This is a genomic window from Ornithinicoccus hortensis, assembly GCF_006716185.1.
Taxonomy (GTDB): Bacteria; Actinomycetota; Actinomycetes; order Actinomycetales; family Dermatophilaceae; genus Ornithinicoccus; species Ornithinicoccus hortensis.
In genome coordinates, this window is the sequence record NZ_VFOP01000001.1 from 578,207 (window position 1) to 602,897 (window position 24,691).

General features: G+C 71.8%; 23 protein-coding genes and 1 tRNA gene. 11 read left to right on the forward strand and 13 right to left on the reverse strand.

The window, feature by feature from the left end:
• Positions 1–11 precede the first annotated feature (11 nt).
• Together FB467_RS02630 and FB467_RS02635 are read right to left on the reverse strand one after the other, a co-directional pair.
• Entirely contained in the window at positions 12–2,258 is a 2,247-nt protein-coding gene (locus tag FB467_RS02630; protein ID WP_141783713.1) for an acyltransferase family protein, read from the reverse strand.
• A 189-nt stretch (positions 2,259–2,447) separates the two neighbouring features.
• Positions 2,448–3,302 carry a hypothetical protein gene (locus tag FB467_RS02635; RefSeq protein WP_141783714.1) on the reverse strand — a complete coding sequence of 285 codons (855 nt, stop codon included), beginning with the start codon at positions 3,300–3,302 and terminating at the stop codon, positions 2,448–2,450.
• Between the two features lie 98 nt (positions 3,303–3,400).
• On the opposite strand from FB467_RS02635, the gene FB467_RS02640 reads away from it, so the two are divergent.
• The 3 genes from FB467_RS02640 to FB467_RS02650 all read left to right on the forward strand — a co-directional run bounded on the left by FB467_RS02640 (position 3,401) and on the right by FB467_RS02650 (position 5,949).
• Positions 3,401–3,919, forward strand: a complete 519-nt coding sequence (locus FB467_RS02640) for a peptidylprolyl isomerase (RefSeq protein ID WP_141783715.1) — start codon at positions 3,401–3,403, stop codon at positions 3,917–3,919.
• 19 nt (positions 3,920–3,938) lie between these two features.
• Positions 3,939–4,829, forward strand: coding sequence for a rhomboid family intramembrane serine protease (locus tag FB467_RS02645; protein ID WP_141783716.1), 891 nt, complete (start codon positions 3,939–3,941; stop codon positions 4,827–4,829).
• A gap of 136 nt (positions 4,830–4,965) precedes the next feature.
• Positions 4,966–5,949, forward strand: coding sequence for a ribose-phosphate diphosphokinase (locus FB467_RS02650; protein ID WP_141783717.1), 984 nt, complete (start codon positions 4,966–4,968; stop codon positions 5,947–5,949).
• Between the two features lie 7 nt (positions 5,950–5,956).
• On the opposite strand, the gene FB467_RS02655 is transcribed toward FB467_RS02650, so the two are convergent.
• The gene (locus FB467_RS02655) at positions 5,957–6,214 is read right to left on the reverse strand and encodes a cell division protein CrgA (RefSeq protein WP_141783718.1); all 258 of its coding nucleotides are present in this window, start codon (positions 6,212–6,214) and stop codon (positions 5,957–5,959) included.
• A gap of 103 nt (positions 6,215–6,317) precedes the next feature.
• On the opposite strand from FB467_RS02655, the gene FB467_RS02660 reads away from it, so the two are divergent.
• A complete protein-coding gene (locus FB467_RS02660; protein ID WP_141783719.1) occupies positions 6,318–7,091 on the forward strand; it encodes a DUF881 domain-containing protein in 774 nt (257 codons plus the stop codon).
• A gap of 18 nt (positions 7,092–7,109) precedes the next feature.
• Here FB467_RS02660 and pknB read toward each other — a convergent pair whose 3' ends face one another.
• The 6 genes from pknB to FB467_RS02690 are packed head-to-tail and all read right to left on the reverse strand — an operon-like array spanning position 7,110 to position 14,824.
• A complete protein-coding gene (gene pknB, locus FB467_RS02665) occupies positions 7,110–9,116 on the reverse strand; it encodes a Stk1 family PASTA domain-containing Ser/Thr kinase (RefSeq protein WP_141783720.1) in 2,007 nt (668 codons plus the stop codon).
• On the reverse strand, positions 9,113–10,570 hold the full coding sequence (locus FB467_RS02670; RefSeq protein WP_141783721.1) for a peptidoglycan D,D-transpeptidase FtsI family protein: 1,458 nt from the start codon (positions 10,568–10,570) through the stop codon (positions 9,113–9,115). The genes pknB and FB467_RS02670 overlap by 4 nt, the downstream gene beginning before the upstream one ends.
• Positions 10,567–11,943: an FtsW/RodA/SpoVE family cell cycle protein gene (locus FB467_RS02675; RefSeq protein WP_141783722.1), complete on the reverse strand. Its 1,377-nt coding sequence runs from the start codon at positions 11,941–11,943 to the stop codon at positions 10,567–10,569. The genes FB467_RS02670 and FB467_RS02675 overlap by 4 nt, the downstream gene beginning before the upstream one ends.
• On the reverse strand, positions 11,940–13,376 hold the full coding sequence (locus tag FB467_RS02680) for a PP2C family protein-serine/threonine phosphatase (RefSeq protein ID WP_141783723.1): 1,437 nt from the start codon (positions 13,374–13,376) through the stop codon (positions 11,940–11,942). Before FB467_RS02680 ends, FB467_RS02675 begins: the two co-directional genes overlap by 4 nt.
• A gap of 3 nt (positions 13,377–13,379) precedes the next feature.
• A complete protein-coding gene (locus FB467_RS02685; RefSeq protein WP_141783724.1) occupies positions 13,380–13,853 on the reverse strand; it encodes an FHA domain-containing protein FhaB/FipA in 474 nt (157 codons plus the stop codon).
• On the reverse strand, positions 13,850–14,824 hold the full coding sequence (locus tag FB467_RS02690; protein WP_170230528.1) for an FHA domain-containing protein: 975 nt from the start codon (positions 14,822–14,824) through the stop codon (positions 13,850–13,852). Before FB467_RS02690 ends, FB467_RS02685 begins: the two co-directional genes overlap by 4 nt.
• Before the next feature lie 218 nt (positions 14,825–15,042).
• Here FB467_RS02690 and FB467_RS02695 point away from each other — a divergent pair.
• The 3 genes from FB467_RS02695 (at position 15,043) to FB467_RS02705 (ending at position 16,784) form a co-directional block, all read left to right on the forward strand.
• Positions 15,043–15,126 (forward strand) — tRNA-Leu (locus FB467_RS02695).
• Positions 15,127–15,324: 198 nt separating this feature from the next.
• Positions 15,325–16,215, forward strand: a complete 891-nt coding sequence (locus FB467_RS02700; protein ID WP_141783726.1) for a hypothetical protein — start codon at positions 15,325–15,327, stop codon at positions 16,213–16,215.
• A gap of 59 nt (positions 16,216–16,274) precedes the next feature.
• Positions 16,275–16,784 (forward strand): MaoC family dehydratase, encoded by a 510-nt coding sequence (locus tag FB467_RS02705; protein ID WP_141783727.1) that lies wholly within the window; start codon positions 16,275–16,277, stop codon positions 16,782–16,784.
• On the opposite strand, the gene FB467_RS02710 is transcribed toward FB467_RS02705, so the two are convergent.
• Positions 16,785–17,708 (reverse strand): exodeoxyribonuclease III, encoded by a 924-nt coding sequence (locus tag FB467_RS02710; protein WP_141783728.1) that lies wholly within the window; start codon positions 17,706–17,708, stop codon positions 16,785–16,787.
• A gap of 75 nt (positions 17,709–17,783) precedes the next feature.
• Between FB467_RS02710 and FB467_RS02715 the strand changes: the two genes are divergently transcribed.
• Together FB467_RS02715 and FB467_RS02720 are read left to right on the forward strand one after the other, a co-directional pair.
• On the forward strand, positions 17,784–18,299 hold the full coding sequence (locus FB467_RS02715) for a pyridoxamine 5'-phosphate oxidase family protein (RefSeq protein WP_141783729.1): 516 nt from the start codon (positions 17,784–17,786) through the stop codon (positions 18,297–18,299).
• A 27-nt stretch (positions 18,300–18,326) separates the two neighbouring features.
• Positions 18,327–18,767, forward strand: a complete 441-nt coding sequence (locus tag FB467_RS02720) for a carboxymuconolactone decarboxylase family protein (protein ID WP_211350537.1) — start codon at positions 18,327–18,329, stop codon at positions 18,765–18,767.
• 201 nt (positions 18,768–18,968) lie between these two features.
• Here FB467_RS02720 and FB467_RS02725 read toward each other — a convergent pair whose 3' ends face one another.
• Positions 18,969–19,952: a hypothetical protein gene (locus tag FB467_RS02725; RefSeq protein ID WP_141783730.1), complete on the reverse strand. Its 984-nt coding sequence runs from the start codon at positions 19,950–19,952 to the stop codon at positions 18,969–18,971.
• Positions 19,953–20,134: 182 nt separating this feature from the next.
• On the opposite strand from FB467_RS02725, the gene FB467_RS02730 reads away from it, so the two are divergent.
• Positions 20,135–22,087 carry a vWA domain-containing protein gene (locus FB467_RS02730; RefSeq protein ID WP_170230531.1) on the forward strand — a complete coding sequence of 651 codons (1,953 nt, stop codon included), beginning with the start codon at positions 20,135–20,137 and terminating at the stop codon, positions 22,085–22,087.
• 6 nt (positions 22,088–22,093) lie between these two features.
• Here FB467_RS02730 and FB467_RS02735 read toward each other — a convergent pair whose 3' ends face one another.
• Both FB467_RS02735 and FB467_RS02740 read right to left on the reverse strand, forming a co-directional pair.
• Entirely contained in the window at positions 22,094–22,627 is a 534-nt protein-coding gene (locus FB467_RS02735) for a helix-turn-helix domain-containing protein (RefSeq protein ID WP_141783732.1), read from the reverse strand.
• Between the two features lie 17 nt (positions 22,628–22,644).
• Complete coding sequence (locus FB467_RS02740; protein ID WP_170230533.1) at positions 22,645–23,700, reverse strand: serine/threonine-protein kinase; 1,056 nt, start codon at positions 23,698–23,700, stop codon at positions 22,645–22,647.
• Positions 23,701–23,732: 32 nt separating this feature from the next.
• Between FB467_RS02740 and FB467_RS02745 the strand changes: the two genes are divergently transcribed.
• Positions 23,733–24,680: an oxygenase MpaB family protein gene (locus tag FB467_RS02745; RefSeq protein ID WP_141783734.1), complete on the forward strand. Its 948-nt coding sequence runs from the start codon at positions 23,733–23,735 to the stop codon at positions 24,678–24,680.
• The last annotated feature ends 11 nt before the right edge of the window (positions 24,681–24,691 follow it).

The window sequence follows — 24,691 nt, forward strand, 5'->3', positions numbered from 1 at the left end:
CCGGTCCCGGATCAAGATGATCGGGCCAACTTGTCGAAGGACTCTGCCACCACCCGGGCGTAGACGTGCATCCCGGCGATGTCCGGGTGGATCCGGTCGGACTGGAGGGTCTCCGGCTCCTCGGTCATCGCGGCGTGCCAGTCGCCCACCACGGCGTTGGGGTAGTCCGCGACGACCTCGTCGATCGTCTCGTTCGACGGGGGGACGAAGGTGCTGGAGGAGTAGAGGTTCATCACCACGACCTGGCGGTCCGGGCCGAGCGTGTCGAGCACCTCGCGCAGCGCGTCGCCGTCCACGCCGGCGTTGGTCCCGAAGTGCACGATGACGTTGTCCCGCACAGTGTCCGCCTCGAGGGCAGCCTCCAGGACGGGCATCGCGTCGCCCCACTGGCGGTTGGACTTGGCCTCGAAGGTCATCCCGGGGAAGCGGTACTCCAGGCCGTCGGCGCTGGTCACCACGAGCGAGTCGCCGATCGCGGTGATGTCCTTCCCGTCCGGCACCAGCAGGCCGTCGGCGTCCTCGGTGTACCCGAACGGGTGGTCCCCGTCCGCGGCGTCCTTCTCGTCGCTTCCCTTGTCGTCGCCTTCCTTGTCGCCGGCTTCCTTGTCCTCCTCGTCCTCCTTGGCGTCCTCCTCGGCCCGGGCCTCGTCACCCTTGTCGGACTTCGGGTCCGACCCGGAGTCCGGTCCCGCGCCGAGGGCAGCCCCGGGGCCGAAGCCGTCGCCCAGGAGGCCGCCCGATCGTTCGTCACCGGCTGCCTCGTCCGCAGCGCCGGAGTCTGCCCCGGCGTCCTCGGCGTCACCGGCCTCCTCGCCGGCGGCGGATCCGGCGTCCTCGCCGGGGACGGGGGTGCCGCCGAGGCGGGCCTCCTGCTCCTCGATCAGCTGCTGCGTCTCGGACTTGTCGGGGGCGGTGGCGACGGCCACCGCGGCGAACAGCACCAGCAAGGCCACCGTGCCCGCGAGGACCCGGGGCGCCCAGCCGTCGGACCAGGGGGCGGTCGCCCAGTCGCGCACCCGCGCCGCCGTGGCCCGGAACCCGTCCTCGCGCACCGGGGTCTCGATGAACCGGTGGGACAACTCGGACAGGACGAAGGTGACCACCAGGGCACTTGTGAGCACCAGCGCGGCCCGGACCGTGCCCTGGGCGAACGGCACCAGGGTCGCTGCGACCATCAGCACCGGCCAGTGCCACAGGTAGATGCCGTAGGACCGCTCGCCCACCCAGACCAGGGGGCGCAGCTGCATCACCCGGCGCCACGGGCTGTCCGACTCCAGCAGCGCCGCGATCAGCACGACCGTGGCCAGGCAGGCCAGCAGGATGCCGCCGCGGAAGGTCCACGCGGAGGAGTCGCCGAGCACCCGCATCAGGAGGACCAGGACCGCCAGGGCGCCGATCACGGCATACGGCCGCACCCGCCGCCAGGTGTCGGTGCGCAGGCCGGCCCGGTGCGGGGCGGCCCACGCGAAGGCGAGCGCCACCCCGAGCATCAGGCCGAACAGGTGGGTGTCCGTGCCGTAGTAGACCCGGGTGGCGTCGGTGCCGGGCTGGTAGAGCACCGCCATCAGCAGGGCCGAGCCGAGCCCGACGGCGGTGACCACGCCGATCCGCTGCCGTGACGTCCGGGCGAGCGCGAGCAGGACCACCAGGAGCACCGGCCAGAACAGGTAGAACTGCTCCTCCACGGCCAGCGACCAGAAGTTCACGAAGAGCAGCGGCGAGGTGTTGTGGAAGTAGCTGGCCCCCGCACCGATCTCCAGCCAGTTGGTGGAGAAGGTCAGGGCACCGACCGCCTGGCGGCCGATCGCCACGAGCAGGTCGCCGCCGACGAGGCGGGCCGCGGCGATGCTGACCACCACGACGGTGAGCAGCGCCGGGAGCAACCGCCGGGCCCGGCGCAGCCAGAAGCGCGGCAGGTCCAGCCGACCCTTGGAGGTGAGCTCGCGGGCGAGCAGGGTGGTGATCAGGAAGCCCGAGACGACGAAGAAGATGTCGACGCCGAGGAACCCGCCGGGCAGCACCGTGGGGGTGAAGTGGAAGACCAGCACCCCGAGGATCGCCAGCGCGCGGATGCCGTCCAGTCCGGGGATCCGGCCGGGCCGGGGCCGCAGGTCGTCGGGGCCGTGGTGCCGGCGGCGCCGGGGCGCACCGCGGTCGTGCTCCGGCGTATGCCGTGGGGCGGCCTGCGGGAGGGTCGGGACGGCCGTGTCCGCCGGGGGTGCTTGTAGCGCATCGACCCGGTGAGCAGTGGTCGTCATGAGGTGGCTCCTCCCAGGCGGACCGAGACTGGTCGCGGGTCCAGCCTAGGTGGGGCCGTCCCCGTGGCTGGGAATCCGCTGGGCGTGTCACCGAACCTGCCAGGAGCGGGAGCCGCCAGGGATGCGCCGAGGGCGGTGGACGTCCGGTCGGGATGTCCACCGCCCTCGGCGGCCGTGCTGCGGGTCGGGTCAGGGCAGACCGGGGCCCTTCGGGGTGTCCTTGCCGTCCTCGATGTCGTCGAGCACGTCGGTCACCTCCCGGTCGCCCAGGCCGGTCGTGGCGTCGGTGTTGGTGCCGGGCACCTCCGCCTCCTCGGCGGACAGCGGCTCCTCGGTAGCTGCCTCGGCGGCGGCCGGGGCGGCGGCCGTGTCCTTGTTCAGCGTCTCGCGCACCTGGGAGTCGACACCCGGGGCGCCACCGACGGGACGGGACCCGCTGCTGGCCGCCCACGGGTCGGTCTTGGGCGTCTGCTGCTGCTGGTTGAGGTACCAGGCGATCCCGGCGCCGGCCGCGGCCAGCAGGCCGAGGGTGAGCAGCACGCTGCCCTTGCGCCGCTTCTTCTTGGGCGCGCCGGTGACGACGGCCACCGGACCCTCCTGCTGGGCGAGCAGGTCGTTCTTGGACTCCTGGACCGAGCCGAGCCAGTCCGAGAGCTTGGGCAGCAGGTCGTCGACGATGTAGTCGTGCGCCTTGTCCACCTTGGGCCCGACGCTGTCCAGCGCCTCGTTCGCCCTCGGCACGGCCGCGTCGATGCCCTTGTCCAGCCCGTGGACCGCGCGGTCCCGGGCGTGCGCCGCGGCGGTCGCGGCACTGGCGGCGTAGGCGCCTGCCTTGGGGCCCACCTTGTCCTTGACGTCGTGGAACAGCGCAGAGTCCTGCACGTTGTGCGCGAGGTTCGAGGCCCGGTCCTGCACCGTGGATGCGGCCCGTTCACCGGCTGCTGCTGCCTTGTCGCGCAGCTGGGCAGCCTTGTCCCCCGCCTGCTGGGCGCGGTCGGCCGCAGCTGCTGCGACCTTCTCCTTCTTGCTCTTGCGGTTGAACACCGATCCTCCTGTTGTCTCGCCGTTGTCCCCCATCCTGCACTGTGCAGGCGGCAAACCTCTAGCCGAGGGGGCAGCTGCCCCCGTGCGAGGATAACGACATGAACGTGACCTTCCAGACGAACAAGGGCGACATCAACCTCGTCCTCTTCCCCGACCACGCCCCCAAGACCGTCCGCAACTTCGTCGGACTGGCCAAGGGCGAGCTGGACTACAAGGACGACGCGGGCCGCGCCAACCCGACCCCCTACTTCGACGGCCTGGGCTTCCACCGGATCATCCCGAACTTCATGATCCAGGGTGGCTGCCCGCTCGGTCAGGGCACCGGTGGCCCCGGCTTCGAGTTCGACGACGAGATCAGCCCGGACAAGGACTTCAGCCAGCCCTACGTGCTGGCCATGGCCAACGCCGGCAAGCGGATGGGCAAGGGCACCAACGGTTCCCAGTTCTTCATCACGACTGCGCCGACCCCCTGGCTGCAGGGCAAGCACACCATCTTCGGCGAGGTGGCCGACGGCGCCAGCCGCGAGGTCGTGGACGCGATCGGCAACGTGCCGACCGGCCGGATGGACCGTCCGATCGACCCGGTCGTCATCGAGAAGGTCATCGTCTCCGAGTGATCCACCGCCCGGATCACCGATGAGCCACAGCGACCCGGCGGCCGCACCCGTCTGCCCGCGCCACCCCGACCGGGTGGCCTACGTCCGGTGCCAGCGGTGCGGCCGCCCGGCCTGCCCCGACTGTCAGCGTCCCGCCGCCGTCGGGATCCAGTGCGTGGACTGCGTCGCCCAGGCCTCCCGGGAGGCCCCTCGCGCCACCACCCGGTTCGGCGGCACCCCGCGCCGGACGACCCGCCCGCTGGTCACCCTGGTCCTGATCGGGCTGTGCGTGCTGACCTACCTGGGCCAGCAGCTGAACGACGAGGTGACCGTCGCGCTGTGGTTCGGACCGTGGCTCGCGGAGACGGAGCCGTGGCGCTTCCTCACGGCTGCCTTCGTGCACTCGCCCTCGGGCTTCATGCACATCGTGTTCAACATGTATGCCCTCTACCTGGTGGGCGGCTACCTGGAGCCGATGCTCGGGCGGGCCCGCTACCTGGCGCTCTACCTGGTCAGTGCGCTGGGCGGCAGCGTGGCGGTGCTGCTGCTGGCGAGCGTCCCCGAGGGATGGTTCACCCCGACCGTGGGGGCGTCCGGCGCGGTCTTCGGGCTGTTCGGCGCCATGCTCGTGCTGAACCGGCACCTGGGGCGGGACACCACCGGGATCCTGGTGATCCTCGGGATCAACATGGTGATCGGCTTCCTGGTGTCCGGCATCTCCTGGCAGGCGCACGTGGGGGGCGCCGTCACGGGCGTGGTCATCGCCGGGATCTACGCCCTGACCAGCAGCCGCGGACGGGACCGCAAGTCGGTCACCCGCCGCCGGCTCGCCTGGCCCGGCCTCGCCGTCCTGGTCCTGCTGCTCGGCGCCCTGTCGGTCTGGCGGATCCACGAGGTCACCGGCACCGTCGTCTGGATGTTCGGCAGCTGAGTTACACCGCTGTAGTTATCCCCAGACCTGTGGATAGCGTGTGGATGGCGCTGCCCCCAGGGTGACCGACAGGAGACGGCGCTAGGGTGCGGGGAGCCCGAGTGTCCCTGTGCCGACCGCCACCGAGGGGTAGTTGATGCGCGAGATCGTCGTGTTCTCCGGGAGTGCCCATCCGGGTCTTGCCAAGGACATCTGCGATGGCCTGGGGGTGCGGTTGGCGCCCTCGACCATCAGCAGGTTCAGCAACGACTGCCTCCAGGCGCAGTTGCGGGCCAACTGCCGGCAACGGGACGTCTACATCGTCCAGCCGCTGGTGCGACCGACCCAGGACATGCTGATGGAGCTGCTCCTGATGGTGGATGCGGCCCGGGGTGCGTCGGCGGCCCAGATCACCGCGGTGATCCCGCACTACGCCTACGCCCGGTCGGACAAGAAGGACTCCTCGCGGATCTCCCTGGGCGGCCGCCTGGTCGCCGACCTGTTGGGCACGGCCGGCGTCGACCGGGTGCTCACCATGGCGCTGCACGCGCCCCAGGTGCACGGCTTCTTCCCGGTCCCGGTCGACCACCTGACGGCGATCGGCGTGCTCGCCGACCACTTCCGGGGGCTGGACCTAGCCGACTCGGTGGTGGTGTCACCGGACCTGGGCAACGCCAAGACCGCAACCCAGTTCGCGCGGCTGCTCGGCCTGCCGGTCGCGGCCGGCAGCAAGCAGCGGATGGCCGACGACAAGGTCGTCATCGACGCGATCGTCGGTGACGTCGCGGGCCGCCGCGCGATCGTGCTGGACGACGAGATCGCCACCGGGGGCTCCATCGTGGAGCTGCTGGAGCGGCTCGAGGACGCCGGGTGCACCGAGGCCGCGGTGGCCTGCACGCACGGGCTCTTCGCCGGTCCGGCGGTGGAGCGGTTGCGGAACCACCCGATGATCACGCAGGTGGTCACCACCGACACGGTGCCGGCACCGGCGGACTGGCCAGAACTGCAGGTGCGCACGGTCGCCGACCTGTTCGCCGAGGCGATCGGGCGGATCCACGCCGGTGAGTCGGTGAGCAGCCTGTTCGACGGGGTGGACCCGGCCTACGCCCCGCCCCAGGGGTCGCTCTTCGACCAGTCCTGACGACGGCTCAGCGCCACCGGGTCGCCATGGCGAACCCCGCCATGATCGAGCCCAGGCCGATCACCAGGTTCCAGTAGCCGATCTTGAGCGGCCAGTCGCCCGAGGTGATGTAGAAGGTGGACACCCACAGCACGCCGAAGATCATCAGCCCACACATCACCGGGACGAACCACGGCGGGTTGGCCGCCGGTGCCTTGGCGACGTCCGGCGGCGGCTTCTCGCGGGATCGGGACTTCTTGGGCGGGCGGCCCTTGGACTCCGGCACGGTAACTCCTTGTCGGGTGTGGTGCCCACAGGATACGCAGGTCCCCGGGATACCCTGACCAGCGACAGTGCACGACTTCTCCGGATCGAGGGATGACGCGCCGATGACCAGCGAACGGCCGGCTCGACGGCGAGGGTCCTGGCGCGTCCTGGTGCCGGTCGTCACGCTGGCCGCCGGGCTGATGTTCGGCACCTCCGCGGCGCTCGCCGACCGCACCGGGTCCGTGGAGCGCCCGACGGACCTGGCGGGGCTGATCCAGGAGCGGAACCGTGCCGTGGCCGACCTGACCCGGCAGGCCGAGGAGCTCTCCGCCGAGGTGGACGGGTTGAGCCGGGACGGCAGCACGGTCCGGCAGACCACCGCCCAGGCGGACCGGATCGCCCCGGGCGTGGGGACCCTCCCGGTGCAGGGACCGGCGCTGCGGGTGACCCTGGACGACGCCGGCTACAGCCTGGAGACCCTTCCCGAGGGCTACACGGTCGACGACGTCGTGGTGCACCAGCAGGACGTCCAGTCGGTCGTCAACGCGCTGTGGAGCGGCGGCGCCGAGGCGATGATGATCCAGGACCAGCGGATCGTGGCCACCAGCTCCGTCCAGTGCGTCGGCAACACCCTCTACCTGCAGGGCAGGGTGTACTCGCCGCCCTACTCGATCACCGCGATCGGTGACGTCGAGGGGATGCAGCAGGCGCTGGAGGACGACCCGGTCGTGACCAACTTCCGGGGGTGGTCCCGGGCGCTCGGCCTCGGCTACCAGGTCGAGGACGTGGGGGTCCAGGAGTTCCCGGGCTACGCCGGTCCCACCCGGCCGCTGCACGCCGAGGTGATCACCCCGCGTGAGCCCACCGAGCCCACGGTCGGCCCGGTCCAGCGGTAGGTCCGAGGAGACCAGCCGCTAGTCGTCCGGATCCGCCCCGGGGCCCCCCGGTCCGAAGGTGATCGTCTCGCTGTCGCCGGGCGGGTCGGTCCCGGTGGGGTCGTCGGGGGGCCCCGTCGTCGTCGGCGGATCGGTGTCCGTCGGCTCCTCGGGGTCGGTCGTCGGCGGGGGCTGGGTCACGGTCACGGACTCGGTCCGGGTGACCGTCTCCGGGGGCGTCCGCGACACGGTGAGGACGATCTCGGTGCCGTAGTCGACCTCCGCATCCGGATCCAGCGACTGCTCCAGCACGGTGTTTTCCTCGACCTCCGCGCTGTCCTGGTACTCGATCTCGACCTCCAGCCGGAAGTCGTTGCTCAACTGGGAGAACGCCTGGTTGGCGTTGTCGCCGACGACGTCGGGCACCTCCACCTTGCCGCTGGCCAGGACGAGCACGACCTCCTCGTCAGGGGCGGCGGCCTCCCCGGTGGGTGGCTCGGTCCTGATCACCCGGCCCTTGTCGAACTCGGGGTTGTTCTCCTCCTCGACCTCGTCGGCCACGAGCAGGTTGAACGAGCCGAGCCGGGCCCTGGCCGCCTGCTCGGTGAAGTCGCGCACGTCCGGCACGGTGATCGAGTCCGGACCCTGCGAGACCACCAGCTCCACGGTGCTGCCCTCGTCGGCGCGGGCGTTGCCGGTCGGGGTCTGCTCGATCACCCGCCCCTTCGCCTCGTCGTCGTTCTCGTAACTGACGTCGGCCACCAGGTTGGCGTTCGTGATCGCCTCGACGGCCTGCGCCTCGGTGCGCCCCACCACGTCGGGGACGGTCACCTCGATCGGCTCCTCCGGGTCGTCGCCGTTCGGTCCGAGGACCTGGAAGACGACCCAGCCGATGCCCGCGAGGGCGAGCAGCGCCAGCATGGTGAGCACCAACCAGCCGCCCCCGTGCCGCTCCTCGCGCACCGGGATCTCGTCGGTGCTCTCGAAGTCGTCCCGGTATGCCGGACCGTGGCCTTCCGGGGGCCCCTGACCGGCGGGCGGTGTCGCCCGGGCGGCACCCTGCGGCGGGCCGGTCCGGGGGATCGCCTCGGTCGGCTGGTCCTGGCCCAGGGGAGTCTGTGCGGCCATGCCGACCACGCCCGCGGCATACCCCACCCGGCGCAGCGTCTCCTGGGCGTCGGCACTGACCGGGCGACCCGCGCGGGCGGCGTGCAGGTCGTCGCGGAAGGCGGCGGCCGTCTGGTAGCGGGTGTCCGGTGACTTGCCCAGGGCGTGCAGCGCGACCGCGTCCATCGCCGGCCCCAGGTCCTGCTGGATCGTGGACGGTGCCTTCGGCTGCTCCCCGATGTGCTGGTAGACCAGCGACACGGGGTCGCCGACGAAGGGGGTGCGTCCGGTCAACAGCTCGTAGAACAAGCACCCGGCGGAGTAGAGGTCGGAGCGGGTGTCGACGTCCAGCCCTTGCGCCTGCTCCGGGGAGAGGTAGCGGGCGGTGCCGAGCACCGCCTGGGTCTGGGTCATGGTCGCGGCGGTGTCGGCCAGGGCCCGGGCGATGCCGAAGTCCATCACCTTCACCGCGCCGCCGCGGGTCACCATCACGTTGGCCGGCTTGATGTCGCGGTGCACGATCCCGCGCTGGTGGGAGTACTCGAGCGCGGAGAGTACGGACGCGGTGATCCGCGCGGCCTCGTCGGGGTCCAGCACCTTCTCGTCGTTGAGCACCTGCCGGAGCGTCTTGCCCTCGACGTGCTCCATCACGATGTAGGGGACCATCACCGGGGCCCCGCCGGACTCGTGGTGCTCCTGCTCCCCCGAGTCGTAGACGGCCACGATGGCCGGGTGGTTCAGCCCGGCCGCGGACTGCGCCTCGCGCCGGAACCGGGCCAGGAACGAGGTGTCCCTGGCCAGGTCGGTCCGCAGGATCTTGATGGCGACGGTCCGGCCCAGCCGGAGGTCGTGGCCGACGTGCACCTCGGCCATGCCGCCCCGGCCGATCAGCCCGCCGACCTCGTAGCGTCCCCCGAGGACGCGTGGTTCCTCGCTCATCGGTTCACTCCCGCCTCCAACACGGCCCGCGCGATCGGCGCGGCCACCACCCCACCGGTCTCGCCGGTCCAGTCATCCGAGGCGCTCTCGACCAGCACCGCGACCGCGATCTCCGGGTCGCCCGCGGGGGCGAAACCGGTGAACCAGGCGTGGGCCGCGCCGTTCGTGCCGTATTCCGCGGTGCCGGTCTTGCCGGCGACCCGCACCTCCGGGAGCGCGGCCGCGGTCCCGGAGCCGTCGGTGATGACCGACTCCATCATCGCCGTCAGCTCCTCGGCCGTCTTCGGCGAGATCGCCTCGGCCAGCTCCTGCGGCTCGGTCTGCTCGATCGTGTTGAGGTCCTGGTCCCGGACGGTGCGCACCAGGTAGGGCTCCATGACGACCCCGTCGTTGGCGATGGCGGCCGACACCATGGCGACCTGCATCGGGGTGACCCGGACGTCGTACTGCCCGATCCCGGTCAGCGCGACCTGGGCGTCGTCCAGCTCCGAGGGGTAGCGGCTCGGCGTCACCGACATCGGGATCTGCAGGGACTGGCCGAACCCGAAGGAGGCGGCCTGGTCGGCGATCGCGTCGGCACCCAGCTCCCCCGCCAGCCAGGCGAAGGAGGTGTTGCAGGAGACCCGGACCGAGTCCGCCAGGCTGACCTCGTCGGTGGGGGCGCAGGCCGCACCGCCGAAGTTCGGCAGCTCGGTCGTGGTGTTCGGCAGGGTGTAGCGCAGCGGCCCCTCCAGCATGCTGTCGGGCCGGAAGTCGCCGGACTCCAGCGCGGCGGCGGCCACCACGAGCTTGAACACCGAGCCGGGTGGGTACAGGTCGCCGGCGATCGCCCGGTTGGTCATCGGCCGGCTGTCGTCGTTGTTCAACTCGTTCCAGGCGTCCTCCACCTGGCCGAGCTGGTGCGAGGCGAGCACGTTGGGGTCGTATGTCGGGTGGCTGACCATGGCCAGGATCGCGCCGGTGCGGGGGTCGAGTGCGACGACGGCGCCGCGCCGGTCGCCCAGCGCCTGGGCCGCGGCCTCCTGGATCTCGGGGTCCAGGGTCAGCTCCAGGGTGGCCCCGCTCGGCGTGGTGCCGGTCACCAGGTCGACGATCCGGCGGTAGAACAGCAGGTCGTCGGTGCCGGACAACAGGGCGTCCTTGGACAGCTCGAGCCCGCCGCCGGCCCCGTAGATGAAGGAGTAGTAGCCGGTGCTGTGGGCGTAGAGCTCTCCCTGCGGGTACTCCCGGATGCGGCGCAGCTCGTCCCCGGAGTCCACGCTGCGGGCGATCGGGTCGCCGTCCACCAGGATGGCGCCGCGGTCGCGGCTGTAGTTGGACAGCAGGGTGCGGCGGTTGCCGGGCTGGTCCCGCAGCTGGTCCGCCTGGACGAACTGGATGTAGGTGGTGGCGATGAGCAGCGCGGCGAACATCGCGAAGACCACCACCGCGAGCTTGCGGATCGGCGCGTTCACCGGGTGCCCTCTGCCGGTTGTGCCGCGGTCTGCCCGGCCTCGTCCGTGGCACGCTCGGACACCGGGCGGCGGGCGTGGTCGCTGATCCGCAGGAGCAGGGCCAGGATGATCCAGTTGGCCAACAGCGAGGACCCGCCCGCGGACATGAAGGGTGTGGTCAGGCCGGTGAGCGGGATGACCCGGGTGATGCCCCCCACGATGACGAAGACCTGCAGGCCGAAGGAGAAGGAGAGCCCGGTCGCCAGGAGCTTGCCGAAGCCCTCCCGCGCCCCGATCGCGGTGCGCAGGCCGCGCTCCACCAGCAGCCCGTAGAGCACCAGGATCGCGAAGACCCCGATCATCCCGAGCTCCTCGGCGAAGCTGGCCACGATGTAGTCGCTGTTGGCCAGGTAGGTCTCCGCCGGGTAGCCCTGCCCGAGGCCGGTCCCGAACAGCCCGCCGTGACCCATCCCCATCAGCCCCTTGGCCACCTGGTCGGACTGCACGTCGGGGGCGAACGGGTCGAGCCAGAGGTGCACCCGGGTCTGGACGTGGGCGAAGAGCCGCCACGCGACATACGCCCCGCCCACGAACAGGGCCAGACCAATGACGATCCAGCTGACCCGCTCGGTCGCCACGTAGAGCATCGCGACGAAGAGCCCGAAGAAGAGCAGCGAGGAGCCGAGGTCGCGCTGGCCGACCAGGATGACGATCGAGACGCCCCAGGCCAGCAGCAACGGGCCCAGGTCGCGGCCGCGCGGGAGCTGCAACCCGAGGAACTTGCGGCCCACCAGGGACAACGCGTCGCGCGTGGAGACGAGGTAGCCAGCGAAGAACACAGTGAGCACGATCTTGGCGAGCTCACCTGGTTGGAAGCTGAGTGGACCGACTCGGATCCACAGGCGGGAGCCGAACTCCTCCACCCCGAGGCCGGGGACCATCGGCAGCAGGAGGAGGACGATACCGGCGGCCATCGCCAGGTAGGTGTAGCGGCGCAGCATCCGGTGGTCCCGGACCAGGAACAGTACGATCCCGGCGATCACGATGGCCAGCACGCTCCACATCAGCTGGCGGGTCGACGCCCAGGCCTCCGGGGAGCGGCCCGAGCCGAGGTCCAGCCGGTGGATCATCACCAGACCCAACCCGTTGAGGAGGGTGGCGATCGGCAGGAGCAGCGGGTCGGCATACGAGGCCTTCCACCGCAGCAGCAGATGGAACGCCCCGGTGACCGCGAGCAGCCCCCCGCCGTGCGTCACCAGGTCGGCCGGGACGGTGCCCTCCAGCGCGAGACCCACGTTGACGTAGGCCAGCAGCACGATGGCGATGGCGAACAGGAGCAGGACGAGCTCGGTGTTGCGGCCGGTGCGGGGTCGCACCGAGGTGATGGTGCTCACGGGCGACAGTCCTCGGTGGGCACGATCGGCGTCGGCCGTTCCGGTGCCCCGGTGGCCGTCGCCTCGTCGGTGTCCGGCCCGCGGGTCTGCCCGGCCGTGTCGGGGGCGGCCGTGCTCGCCGCGCCGTCCGGGCCGGCGGTGATTGCCTGGCCGTCGGGGCCAACGGTCACCGTCACGGCGTCACCGTCCGAGGTCGGCATCGGCAGTTGCGCGAGGTCGCGGCACCGCGGCAGCGACAGCACGCGCAGCTCCTCCACGATGGCCTCCGCGCCGGCCAGGTCGTCGGCGGACAGGCTGCCGCGGACCTCCTGCTGGTAGTAGGTGGGCAGCGCCGACACCTCGATGTCGGTGACCTCCTCGACGGTGGACAGCTCGATCGGCCCGAGGTCCTGGGAGACCCCGCGGAAGATCGCCACGTGGCCGTCGTCCTCGCCGACGAAGTACTGCCGCTGGCTCCAGTCGTAGGTGGCCCAGCCACCGCCGGCGACCACGAGGAGGATCGCCAGCCCGATCAGCGTGCGCCGGATCCAGGCCATCGGGCCGGTGCCGTCGCCTTCCTCGGCCAGCTCCAGGCCCTCGCCCTCGTCGCCGTGGACCTCCCGGGTGAGCGCGGCGGCCTTCTCCGCGGGGGTCTGCGGGGTCAGCAGCGTCGTGCCCCGGCGTTCGCTGGCCGCACCCACGACCTGGGGCTTGGTGGTGCCCTCGCCCGCGGGGACCACGTCGGCCACGATGACCGTGACGTTGTCGCGCACGGAGGCACGCAGCGAGATCTCGATGAGCCGGTCCGCGAGGGCGCCGGGGGCCGCGTCCTGCAGCAGCAGGTCGGCGACGGTGCTCTCGGCGACGTAGTCGGTGAGGCCGTCCGAGGCGAGGAGCAGCCGGTCGCCGACCCGCAGCTCGCGCATCGACAGGTCCGGCTCGTCCCCCTCGCGACCGGTGAGGACCTTGGTGACCAGGGAGCGCTGCGGGTGGTGCAGCGCCTCCTCCTCGCTGATCCGTCCCTCGTCGAGCAGCTTCTGCACGAACGAGTGGTCCTTGGTGATCTGGGTGACCCGGGTCCCGCGGCGCAGGTAGGCGCGGGAGTCGCCGATGTTGGCGACCGCCAGCTTGGCGCCCGAGCGCATCATCGCGATGCAGGTGGTGCCCATCCCCTCTAGCGTCTCGGTCTCGTCGGCGACCTCGGACAGCCGGTCGTTGGCCTCCAGCACGGACCGCTCGAGGATGTCGAGCATGTCGTCGGCGCCGTGGCTCTCCCCGTCCAGGTGGACCAGTTCCCCGACGACCAGGGAGCTGGCGACGTCGCCGGCGGCGTGCCCGCCCATCCCGTCGCAGAGCACGAGCAACTCGGGCCCGGCATAGGCGGAGTCCTCGTTGCGGGACTTCGTGCCGAGCCCGACGTGGGAACGGGCGGCGTACCGGAAGGCGACGGACATCGGCTACCGCTTGAGCTCGAGGATCGTCTGGCCGATCCGGATCTGGCTGCCCGGCTCGATGACCGTGGGCGTGGTGATCCGCTGGTTGTTCAGGAAGGTGCCGTTCGTGGAGCCCAGGTCCTCGGCATACCAGCTGCCGGCCTCCCCGGGGTAGAGACGCAGGTGACGGCCCGAGGCGAAGTCGTCGGTGAGCACCAGCGAGCACTCCGGGTTGCGTCCGATCAGGAGGCCGTTGTCGGTGAGCGGGACGGTGGTGCCGCGCAGCGAACCGGCCACGACGGCCACGTGCGAAGGACCCTTGCGGGCACTCCGTGCGGGCCGGGCCGTCCGGCCCGGGCCCCGTGGTGCGGCGGCGCCCCGGCTGGTCACGCGGGTGCCGTAGAGGTCGCCGCGCAGGGCGCCGACCACGCTGAACACGAATGCCCACAGCAGGACGAGGAGTCCGAGGCGGACGATGTTCAGCGTGAGCTCGCTCATCGTCCCCCGTCCAGGTGGAACGTCACCGTGCTGCGGCCGATGGTCAGCCGGTCGCCCTCGTGGAGCTGCTCGTTGCCCACCTGGTCGCCGTTGAGGTAGGTGCCGTTGGTCGACCCGAGGTCACGCACGAAAACCTGCAGGTGCGGGCCGTCGTGGGTGATCCGGAGCTCCGCGTGCCGGCGCGAGACCCCGGGGTCGTCCACCACGATGTCGGCCGAGTTGTCGCGGCCGAGCGTGGTCACCGCGGTGCGCAGGTCGTGGCGCCGCCCGCTGATGTCGATCCACGGGCCGCTCCTGCGCGGCTGGGCAGGACGTTGCTGCTGCGGCTGGGCCGGGGCGAACTCCCGCGTGCGCGGCCCGTCCGACGCAGCCGGGCGTGCCCCGCCCATGGCGGCGGCACCGGCGGCACCGACCCCGGCGGGGGCCTGCCCACCCGACCGGGCAGGGGGCCGGGCTTGTCCACCCGCGGGACCGTTCGGCATACCTCCCGGCCTTCCCCGTGACTGGGCCCGACCGCCCGGACGCCCCTGCTGCCCGGGTTGACCCTGCTGCCCTGGTTGGCCCTGTCGCCCGGATTGACCGGCGCGCTGGGCGCGGCGGGCGTTCTTGGAGGCGGGGCGGACCCGGAAGATGCCGGTCTCCAGCTCCTCGTCGCTGCTCAGCCGGACCTCCATCGGCCCGGCCGGGGTGTAGCGCTGGGACTGGGCGTGGTCCTCGACGGCGGCGACCAGTTCGTCGGTCAGCGCCTCCTCGTAGGACGCGAGGCGCTCGAAGTCGGTCTTGGCCAGCTCGATCGTGAAGACGTTCGGCACCATGGTGCGCCCCGGACCCAGGACTGCGGCTCGCTCGTCCATCGCCCCCCGCATCGCCGAGGCGATCTCGACCGGCTGGACCTCTGCCTTGAAGACGCGCGCAAAGGGCGCCTTGACGGCACGCTCCAGGCCGCGCTCGACCCGGTCGAGGATTCCCACCGTCCACTCCCTTCGTCTGTGGAGGTACCGACGAGCGGCCGGCACCTGCAGTTCCCGTGGCCCGCGGCATGGGTCGTGCCCGCGGCCACCAGCCCGATCGTATCCGCCCGGGCTGGTGGATTCGGGGATCCGCGGCGCGGCCTGCCCACCCGGGCGGAGTCCGCGCGCTCGTGGATTCCTGACCACCGCGTGCATCGTGCTAACCTGTTCCAGCACTCGCGCGGGTGGCGGAATTGGCAGACGCGCACGGTTCAGGTCCGTGTGCCCGAAAGGGCGTGGGGGTTCAACTCCCCCCTCGCGCACCGAGGTGAAACAGCCCCTCACCAGGCAGAACATCGTCTGGTTGAGGGGTTGTTTCGCGTCCGCGCGACCTTCCAGGGTCATCGCTGAAGAACCTGCAGGTCAGCGACTTCTTCCTCCCCGTTGTGCAACGTGGCGTCCGTCCCAGTGCGTTCTTCTTCAGAGTCCGAAAACGCTCAACCACGAGACGGAGGACAACGATGAAGGCCCACAGGACGAGCAGCACGGTCGTCGGCCTGACGGCGCTCGCCGTGATTCTCGGCGGGTGCGGCAGCACCTCGGAGGACCCGGAGGTCATTCCGGCGGGAGACACCACCGACGAGGCCGGGACGACCCAGGGCTCCGGCGGGGACAGCACGGTGACCGAGGGGGAAGCCGCGGGGGCGACCGACACGCAGGACGACGGTCAGGACGGCGACGACGGGCAGGCCGGCGACGACGGGCAGGCCGGCGACGAAGGCTCCGACGAGGGATCCGGGGAGGGCTCCGGGGACGGCGCCCCGGCCGACATCCCGACCGTGCCGGTCGACTATGCCGCCGCGCTGGTGGTGGCCTGGGGGGCGGGCGACCACGCGACGATGGAACAGCTGGGCACGGCCGAGGTGGTGCACATCCTCGGCGACGGGGGTGGCCCGAACTGGGAACAGGTCGGCTCCGACGGGGCCGCCGGCTCGACCTCGGTCACCTACCGGAACACCGAGAGCGGGGACACCCTGGCGCTGCGGGTGGACAACGCGGCTGCCAGCGAGGGCGCAGAGCAGGCCGTTGTGCAGGCGAAGTACACCGTGGCCGGGGACGAGGAGGACCTGCCCACCGAGCCGGCCGCCTACGCCGACGCGCTGGTGGTCGCCTGGGGCGCGAGCGAGCAGGGGCTGGTCAGCCGGATGGCCACGCCCGAGGTGGTCCACATCCTCGGCGACGGGGGCGGCCCGAACTGGGAGCAGACCGGGGCCGAGGGCGCTGCCGGGTCGACCTACGTGACCTACGAGAACTCCGAGAGCGGTGACGTGCTGACCCTGCGGGTGGACAACGCCACCGCCTCCGAGGGTGCCGACCAGGCCGTGGTCGAGGCGACCTACGAGATGCCCTGAGTTCCGTCGCCGGTGAGGCGGCCGGGTGGGGTGGTCGCGTCATCGGCGACGATGGGCGTATGACGACAGACCCGTGGAGCGACACGCGCCCGCTTCGGGAGGACTTCCCGACCGACATCACCGACCGCTGGTTCGAGGACTACACGACCGGTGACGTACGGGAGTACGGCACGATCAGCCTCACCGAGGAGGAGATCGTCGAGTTCGCCCGGCGCTACGACCCGCAGTCGATCCACACCGATCCGCAGTGGGCGCAGACGGGGCCGTTCTCGGGGCTGATCGCCAGCGGGATGCAGACGATCGGGATCTTCATGCGGCTCTTCGCCGACCACTACCTGACCAAGTCCGGCTCGCTGGCCTCGCCCGGGATGGACGAGATCCGGTGGCCGCGCCCGGTCCGCCCCGGCGACGTGCTCCGGCTGCGGACCGAGACGCTGGAGACCCGTCTCTCCCGGTCCAAGCCGGACCGCGGGATGGTGGTCACCGCGGTGACCCTGCTGAACCAGGACGACGAGCCGGTGCTGACCCTGCGGTTGATGAACCTCGTCGCGGTGCGTCCCGCGGCCTGATCAGCCCGGGAAGTCGTAGTCCACGACGACGGGGGCGTGGTCCGACAGCCGCTCGCCGCGGTGGTCCCGGTCGACCTCGGCGGCGACCGCGCTCCGGGCCAGCCGCGGGGTGGCCAGGTGGTAGTCGATGCGCCAGCCGGCGTCCCGGGCATACGCCTGCCCCAACCAGGACCACCACGTATACGGCCCCTCCGTCTCGGGGTGCACACGGCGCACCACGTCGACCAGGGTGCGTGGCGAGAGCTGGGAGTCGATCCAGGCCCGCTCCTCGGGCAGGAAGCCCTCGGACTGCTGGTTGCGCCGCCAGGCGGCCACGTCGAGTCGGGTGTGGGCGAGGTTGAGGTCGCCAGTGAGCAGGAACTCCCGTCCCCGCGCCGCGGCCGCGCGCCTGGTGCGGGACAACTGCCGGGCGAAGGCGGCGAGGAAGCGCATCTTCCACTCGTACCGGACCCCGCCGTCGGGCTCCTCCCGCATCCTTCCAGGACGTTGCAGGTGCGCCGGCAGCCCGCCCTTGGGCAGGTAGAGGCTGGCCACCGTGACCGGGGCGTCGGCCAGGTCCACCTCGAGGTAGCGCCCCTCGTGCGCGTGCCGCGCCAACCCCCGGGCGAGCGGCACCCCGTCGGGCGCGGGCTCGGTGTGCAGGTGGTCCTCCCCGGGGGCACGCACCAGCACCTCGGCGTCCCAGGTGCGCACCGCCGCCGGCCGCTCCCGGGTCAGCACCGCCACCCCGTTGCGTCCGGCGAGCTGCCCGGGATCGTAGGTGACGTGGTAGTCGCCGAAGGCGTTCTCCGGCAGCTTGTCCAGAGGCGCGCGGACCTCCTGGAGCGTCACGACGTCACAGCCCCGGGTGGCCAGCCAGTCGTCGAAGCCGCGGCGGTGTCCGGCCCGGATGCCGTTGATGTTGAGGGAGGCGATGCGCAGCACGCGTCGAGGGTATGTCGACCGCTCCGGTGGCCGGGCGAGGGGACGGATGTCGGTGGGTGGGTCTACCGTCGAAGAATGGACCCGAGTGCACCGACGACCGACCGTCCCGAGATGCCCGACGGATACGGGCTGCCCGACTCGACGCAGGGGTTGTTGGGCTGGGACGAGGTCGAGGCGCGGCTCGTCGCGGCGGAGCACTACTGGATCTCCAGCGTGCGCCCGGACGGGCGACCCCACTCCGTGCCGCGCTGGGGCGTGTGGCTGGACGGCCGGTTCTGGTACGACGGCGCACCCACCACCCGTCATACGCGCAACGTGGAGGCCAACCCGGCCGTCACGTTGACCCTGGAGAGCGGCACCCAGTCGGTGATCGTCGAGGGGACCTCCCGCGCGACGCGCGCCGAGGCCGACGGGCTGGGCTGCCGGTTGTCGGGAGCGTTCGGCAAGTATGCGGGGGCCGGCTATTCGCCGGGGCCGGACTCGTGGGCCGGGGAGGACGGGGGCGGCCTCCGGGTCATCACCCCCCAGCGGGTCCTCGCCTGGTTCAACTTCCCGAAGGACTGCACCCGGTTCACCTGGACCACGCCATGAGGACCACGACATGAGGAGGAGCGACTGATGCCCCGGATGAAGCTGCAGAAGGTCCTGCCGATGGCCTACGCGCCGGTCCTGGCCCTGGAGACCTACGCGCGGAAGAACAACGACAGGCGGCTCTACGAGTTGGTCAAGATCCGCGCGTCCGAGATCAACCAATGTCACTTCTGCATCGCGATGCACACCCGGGACGCGCTCAAACACGGCGAGAGCCAGGAACGGATCTCGGCACTGGCGGGAGACTGGCGCGCCGCAGACCTCTGGACCGAGGCGGAGGCGGCCGCCCTCGCCTACACCGACGAGGCGACCCGCCTGGGCGAAGGCGGCGTCACCGACGCGGTGTGGGATGACCTCGTCCAGCACTTCGGCGAGAAGGGGGCCGGCCACCTGATCATGGCGGTGGTAGCGATCAACGCCTGGAACCGGATCGGGATCTCGACCGGATTGACCGCGGATGACCTCTGAGCCCGCCGAGCCCGAAGTCCCCGAATCCCCGCCGACGCGGAGTTCAGGCCGCTCCCGCCTGCCGGCGGTGGAGCACGTAACCCCACACCGCCAGGCCGAGGGCCGGACCCCAGACCCAGAACGGGAACACCACAGCTGAGACCAAGACTTCACCCACGGTCTCGGTCCTGAAGGAGACGAGCATCGGCCCGGCCGAGACGATCAGGGCCGCGGCCACGACAGACCCCGGGACCGCTGCGAACCAGACGGGCACCGGCCGCCCGGCGAAGCCCGGCATCCAGCGGGGGAACACCTCGCCCAGCGTTGGATCAGCCCGAGGGTCAGGACGAATCCTGCCCACGCGCCGAACGACATCATCATGCCCCACAGGCGGATCTCGGGGGTGATGTCCTCCGGGTAGAGCACGGGCCAGGGGGTGAGCCAGGTGAGGCGCTGGAGCGCGTAGGGCAACGGGCCGAGGGCGGCCACGACCGTGATCGAAGTGCGGTGCCGGAGCACCCAGGACCCCGCGCGCTCCAGGTGACCGTTCGCCGTGGAGGCCTGGAGCCCGAGGACCGCCCAGACCAGGGCGGTGGCGGTCAGCGTGAAGGGGGCGGCGAGTCTGGTCGGCGCCTCGGTGACGAGGCTGCCCAGCATCGAGGTCAGGCCGAGGGCGTCCGGGGTGAGCACGCCGCTGACCACGCCAACTCCGGCGGCACCGGTCAGCGCCGCGAGCGTGCCCCAGCGGGCGCGCCCGCCGAGGCGGATGAGACCCGCGACCAGGACGACGAGACCCACCGGGACGAGGACGGCCGTGATGTAGCCCAGGCCCATGATCACGCCGGTGCCGAGGAGCGTCAGGCCCGTCACCGCGCCCAGGAGGGAGCCGACCGGCCCCAGCCAACCGGGCCACAGGGAGCGCCGTCCGGAGGTCACCACCAGCGCCGCGATGGACGCGCCGAGACCGATGAGTCCGACGACGAGTTGGACCAGGGCCGCGACCTCGGCGGAAGTGGCCAGACCCAGGGGCGAGGCGATCTCCGTCTCGTGCGGGTTCCACCCCGGGCGCGCCAGCCAGACGGCGCCCAGGGCGGCTGTCGCGCCGCTAGCGACGGCCGCCGCGCTGCCCAACCAGCGTCGAGGGGTGGTGGACGAGGCGGTGCGGCTCGGAGGTGCCACGAGAGTCTGCGGGTGGTGTGCGTTCATACCCCGACGATCCGTCCGGTGGGCAGGCTGAGGCGTCACCCCTGAGGGTGACCGCCGCGCGGGCTCGGGTGATCGTTTGACTTTGCGATAGTGAATCCGTAGGTTTGCTGTCGCAAATCATCGGTTGTGGGAAGGTGACATTCATGCGGAGTCAGGGCCGAATCTGGAGGGCGGCGGTCGGAGTGGCCGCACTCGCCGTACTCCTGGTCGTCGTCGGACCGGCCGGGAGCCAGGCGACGGCAGCACCGGATGCAGCGGAGACCGAAGGTGAGCAGCAGCCGGTTGTGCTCGTGCTCGATGCGTCGGGGTCGATGGACGAGGCGGACGGTTCCGGGGACGGCAGCCGGATGGACGCCGCGAAGGACGCCGTGACGGACCTGATCGCGGGGACGCCGTCCGAGGCGGAGCTGGGGGTGCTGGTCTACGGCAGTGAGGTGGGCAACACCGGTGCGGAGAAGGAGGCGGGGTGCCAGGACATCGTGACCCTCGCCGACGTTGGCCCCGTCGATGCGCAGGCGCTCACTGACCGCGTCCTGCAGGTGGAGGCCTCCGGGTGGACCCCGATCGGGACCGCCCTGGAGCGCGCCGCCGACGTCCTCCCGGACGAGGGTCCGCGCTCCATCGTGCTGGTCTCTGACGGGATCGACACCTGCGCCCCGCCGGACCCCTGTGAGGTGGCCGAGGGCCTGGCCCAGGACGGCGTCGACCTGAGGGTTCACACCGTGGGCTTCCACGTCGACGCGCAGGCTCGGGAGCAGTTGCAGTGCATCGCGGAGGTGACCGGGGGAACGTATGCCGATGCCTCCGGCGCGGGTGAGCTCTCCGAGGAGCTGAGCATCCAGGTGCAGCGGGCCATGCGCAGTTATCTGCCGGCCGGCCGGCCCATCCAGGGCGGGCCCGACGAGGAGGGCGCCCTGGAGATCACCGCGGGTGACTACGTCCTGCAGTTGGCCAGCAACAAGGGGCCCGACCCCGCCCGTGCCGTGCAGGTCTTCACCGTCCCCATGCGGCAGGGAGAGACCCTGCATGCGTCGGCCTCGCTGGTCCGTCCCCAGGAGAGGGGCGAGGCAACCGTCCTATCCAGCATCTCGGTGACCCAACTGGGGGCGGCCACGTGCCGGAGCGACTACGACCAGAACAATGCGCGGAACACCAATGGTGGTCCCCCGACAGCGGTGCTCATCACCCGCCCGGCCGAGGCCGACCACGACTGCTTCCCCGAGGGATACGCGGTGTTCGCCGTCGAGCGCTCCGGCGCCCACGCCGCGAACGCCGACCTGCCGGTCGAGCTGTCGGTCACGGTCGAACCGCCGATCGACACTGCGACGGTGCGCAAGGCCCCGGCCGCCGGGATCGACCTCCCGGAGATCGATGAGCCGGACCTGGCCGGTGCCGTGCCGGTGACCCCGGGGCTCAACTATTCCACCGCCACCGGGATCACGCCCGGGACCTACCGCTCGGAGATCACCGGGGGTGAGTTCCACGTCTACGCGGTGCGCCTCGAGCCGGGCCAACGTCTGGCGGCGGCGGTGCTCCCCGAGTCGGGCGTGGGGGAGCGGGCGTCGCTGCAGTTGAACATTGCGGCGCCGGACCGGACCGCCCTGGGCCTCACGGAGTCGTCCGTCGGGTACCGGAATGGCCACTTCGTGTCGGGGATCGAGGACGGCGAACTGCTCGCGGACCGGATGGGCCAGACGGTCGACCCCGCGGCGCCGGAGCCGCCTAACCGTGCCGGCGAGTACTACGTCATGGTGAGCCTTGCGTCCCCGGACCGCACGGTGGTGCCGTACGCCCTCGCGGTGGACGTGGCCGGCGACGCCGTGCCGGAACCGACGTTTATCGAGGACCCGGAGCCGTTGACCGAGGTCGGCAAGACCGCTCGGGCGCAGGAAGCCGCCACGGAGCAGACCGGCGGCGACACCGACGCAGCCACGGCCCCCGTCGTCGCGGACCCCGACCCGGATCTCACCGGGCCAACGACCGACGTCGACGCCGGAGACGTCGTTGCCGGAGACGGTGCCGGGCCGGACGCCGGGGACGGTGGGATCAGGCCGGTGACCTGGCTCCTAGCGGCGGCGGGCGTGCTCCTCGCGGCCGGCGGCGGCTGGTTGCTCGCGACGCGCCACCGCCGCTGAGGCGGATCACGGTTTGCGGTGCGCCCGGTAGTGCTCGGCGGCCTCCTCCGGACCATCGAGACCGTAGACCTGCAGGAAGCGCGCGAGGGCAGGCTGGGTGGGCGAGAGCAACCGCACCGCAGCGTGCAGGTCCTGACCCGAGGCGAGGGTCCGCAACAGCCCGCGGATGCCCTCGGGCACGGCGGTCTCGGCCCCGCGGGGCGGCTCGCTGGTCCGGGACTGTGGCTGGGTCAGTGTCCACTGGCCCGTCACGCTGCGCACCTCCGCGAGGCGGTCGGACACCTGGTCGCTGTCGACGGCGCCCGCTTCGACCTGCTCGGCCAACTCCTGCAAGGCCATGAGCCGCTGCAGGACAGCCGGGTTGCCGATCTTGATCCGTCTGCCCGTGACCAGTTGCGAGAGCATCGGCGGAGACATCCCGATCACACCGGCGAGCTGGGCCTGGGTCAGGCCGAGGGAGGAGCCGATCCGGCCGAACACCCCGTCCAGCGACTCCCCGTAGATCTCGGCCTGCTCGCGCCGGTTTCGCTCCTGTTCCATCACGCCTGTCACTGTAGTCAGACCAGTTCGACGACCACGGCCGTCACCAGCAACGCGACCCCGAGGACCACCAGGACGGCCCCCCAGAGCCCGCGACGGGTCGCAGGCGCCGACGGGCCTGGCGCCGACGACGGGCCTGGCGCCGACGACGGGCCTGGCGCCGAGGTCGCCCCGGTGACGTCGGGCCGGCGCTGCTCGGGGCCGGAGTCTCCCCAGCCGGGGGGCAGGTCGGGGACCTGGTCGAACACCTCCACGGCACCACCTGCCCGCGGGTCACCAGCCAGGTCGGCCTCGGTCCGGGCGACCAGCCCGGTGTCGGCCAGCCGCGATCGGGCGGCGGCGGCCGTCCGTGGCCGTGCCGCAGGGTCTGGGTTCAGCAGGTCGAGCACGAGGGCAGCCAGACGTGGGGGGACCTCGGCCCGAACCAGGGTGCCGGCAAGGTCATCCGCGGTGTCGGGCGGCCGAGCCACGAGCAACTCGTAGGCGGTGGCCCCCGCGCCGTAGAGGTCGGCCGTGGGATCGGGATCTGCTCCCCGAAGGGCCTCCGGCGCGAGATACCCGGGCGTCCCGTGGGCGACCGGCCCGGTGGTCAGCCGGGGGTCGGTGCGCGCGATGGCCAGCCCGAAGTCGGACAGCCGGCCGTGCGGAAGTCTCTGGCCGGTGGCGTCCAGCAGCAGGTTCGCCGGTTTCACGTCCCGGTGCACCATGCCCATGGAATGCACCTGTCCGAGGCCGGCGAGCAGGTGGTCCAACAGCGTGGCCGCCCAGCGTGGCGGGAGGGGACCGTGATCGCTGACCAGAGTTGCCGCGGAACCACCGTGGATCAGCGGCATGGTGAACAGCACCCGGTCGTCCTCCCCGGCCCACCCGATAGGCGCGAGAACATGCGGGTGATCCACGCGGACCAACTGCTCACGCATGAACCGCAGCAGAGAGGCGGCGTCGATCTGGCGCAGCAGCTTGGCCGCGACATAGCGGTGGTCCCGGTGGTCCCACACGCGCCACACCGCACCGCCGCCACCCTCCCCGAGGGGGTCCACGAGCTCGTAGCGTCCGGCGAAAAGGGCACCCACCCCCGGCACTGTAGCGGGGTGATACTGGCGGTATGCCGATTCTCGCCGTGCAACGCCGGGCCGGGGCAGCGCTGCGCGCCAAGGTGGCGGGGGACGACGCCGCGGAGCAGGCCCGGTTGATCTGGGGGGTCCGGGGGGAGCGGTGGTTCGGGGTGGACGACGCGATCTGGCAGGTGCACCGCGACGCCTCGATGTTCGTCGGTGGCATCGCGGCACTCCTGGTCCAGTCCCTGCAGCCGATGGCGATGGCCGGCGTGGCCGGGCACAGCGGATACAAGTCCGACCCGTGGGGCCGGCTGCAGCGCACCAGCCGCTACCTGGCGGTCACCACCTACGGGGTCGTGCCGGACGCCGAAGACGTGATCGACCGGGTCCGGAGCGTCCACGCCCGGGTGCGCGGCAAGGATGAGCGCGGCCGTCCCTACCGGGCGGACGACCCACACCTGCTCACCTGGGTGCACCTCGCCGAGGTGCGCTGCTTCCTCGATGCCCACCAGGCGTTCGGGGCGCAGCCCCTGCCGCCTGATCGCGCTGACGAGTATGTCGAGCAGACGGGGCGGGTTGCGGCCCGGCTCGGCGTTCCCGACCCACCGGCCACGGTGGCCGACCTGCAGACCCGCCTGTCGGCATACCGTCCCGAGCTCGAGGCCACCCCCGCGGCGCGGGACGCCGCCCGGTTCCTGCTCCTGCACCCACCGTTGTCGTTCGCCGCCCGGCCGGGCTACGGGATGCTCGCGGCCGGGGCGTTGTCGTTGCTCGAGCCGTGGGAGCTGGCCGAACTCGGGGTCCGGCTGCCGGTCGGTCTCACCCGAGGCGTCGGCCGCCCGGTCGGGAAGGTGGCGGCCCGCACGGTGCGCTGGGCCCTCTCCGGTGTCGACGACGAACGTGTCCCGCCCCCGTCGCCCGAATCCGGATCGCCCGATGCCGGACCGTCCGATACCCGACCGCCCGATGCCGGACCGTCCCAGCCCGGAGTCTGAACGAGCCGGAG

Coding starts and splice junctions, on each gene's coding strand:
- FB467_RS02705 (WP_141783727.1), top strand. CDS start 16,275: ATGACGACAGACCCGTGGAGCGACACGCGCCCGCTTCGGGAGGACTTC.
- FB467_RS02725 (WP_141783730.1), bottom strand. CDS start 19,952: ATGAACGCACACCACCCGCAGACTCTCGTGGCACCTCCGAGCCGCACC.
- FB467_RS02745 (WP_141783734.1), top strand. CDS start 23,733: ATGCCGATTCTCGCCGTGCAACGCCGGGCCGGGGCAGCGCTGCGCGCC.
- FB467_RS02680 (WP_141783723.1), bottom strand. CDS start 13,376: ATGTCCGTCGCCTTCCGGTACGCCGCCCGTTCCCACGTCGGGCTCGGC.
- FB467_RS02650 (WP_141783717.1), top strand. CDS start 4,966: ATGCGCGAGATCGTCGTGTTCTCCGGGAGTGCCCATCCGGGTCTTGCC.
- FB467_RS02645 (WP_141783716.1), top strand. CDS start 3,939: ATGAGCCACAGCGACCCGGCGGCCGCACCCGTCTGCCCGCGCCACCCC.
- FB467_RS02685 (WP_141783724.1), bottom strand. CDS start 13,853: ATGAGCGAGCTCACGCTGAACATCGTCCGCCTCGGACTCCTCGTCCTG.
- FB467_RS02715 (WP_141783729.1), top strand. CDS start 17,784: ATGGACCCGAGTGCACCGACGACCGACCGTCCCGAGATGCCCGACGGA.
- FB467_RS02720 (WP_211350537.1), top strand. CDS start 18,327: ATGCCCCGGATGAAGCTGCAGAAGGTCCTGCCGATGGCCTACGCGCCG.
- pknB (WP_141783720.1), bottom strand. CDS start 9,116: ATGAGCGAGGAACCACGCGTCCTCGGGGGACGCTACGAGGTCGGCGGG.
- FB467_RS02700 (WP_141783726.1), top strand. CDS start 15,325: ATGAAGGCCCACAGGACGAGCAGCACGGTCGTCGGCCTGACGGCGCTC.
- FB467_RS02640 (WP_141783715.1), top strand. CDS start 3,401: ATGAACGTGACCTTCCAGACGAACAAGGGCGACATCAACCTCGTCCTC.
- FB467_RS02630 (WP_141783713.1), bottom strand. CDS start 2,258: ATGACGACCACTGCTCACCGGGTCGATGCGCTACAAGCACCCCCGGCG.
- FB467_RS02735 (WP_141783732.1), bottom strand. CDS start 22,627: ATGGAACAGGAGCGAAACCGGCGCGAGCAGGCCGAGATCTACGGGGAG.
- FB467_RS02660 (WP_141783719.1), top strand. CDS start 6,318: ATGACCAGCGAACGGCCGGCTCGACGGCGAGGGTCCTGGCGCGTCCTG.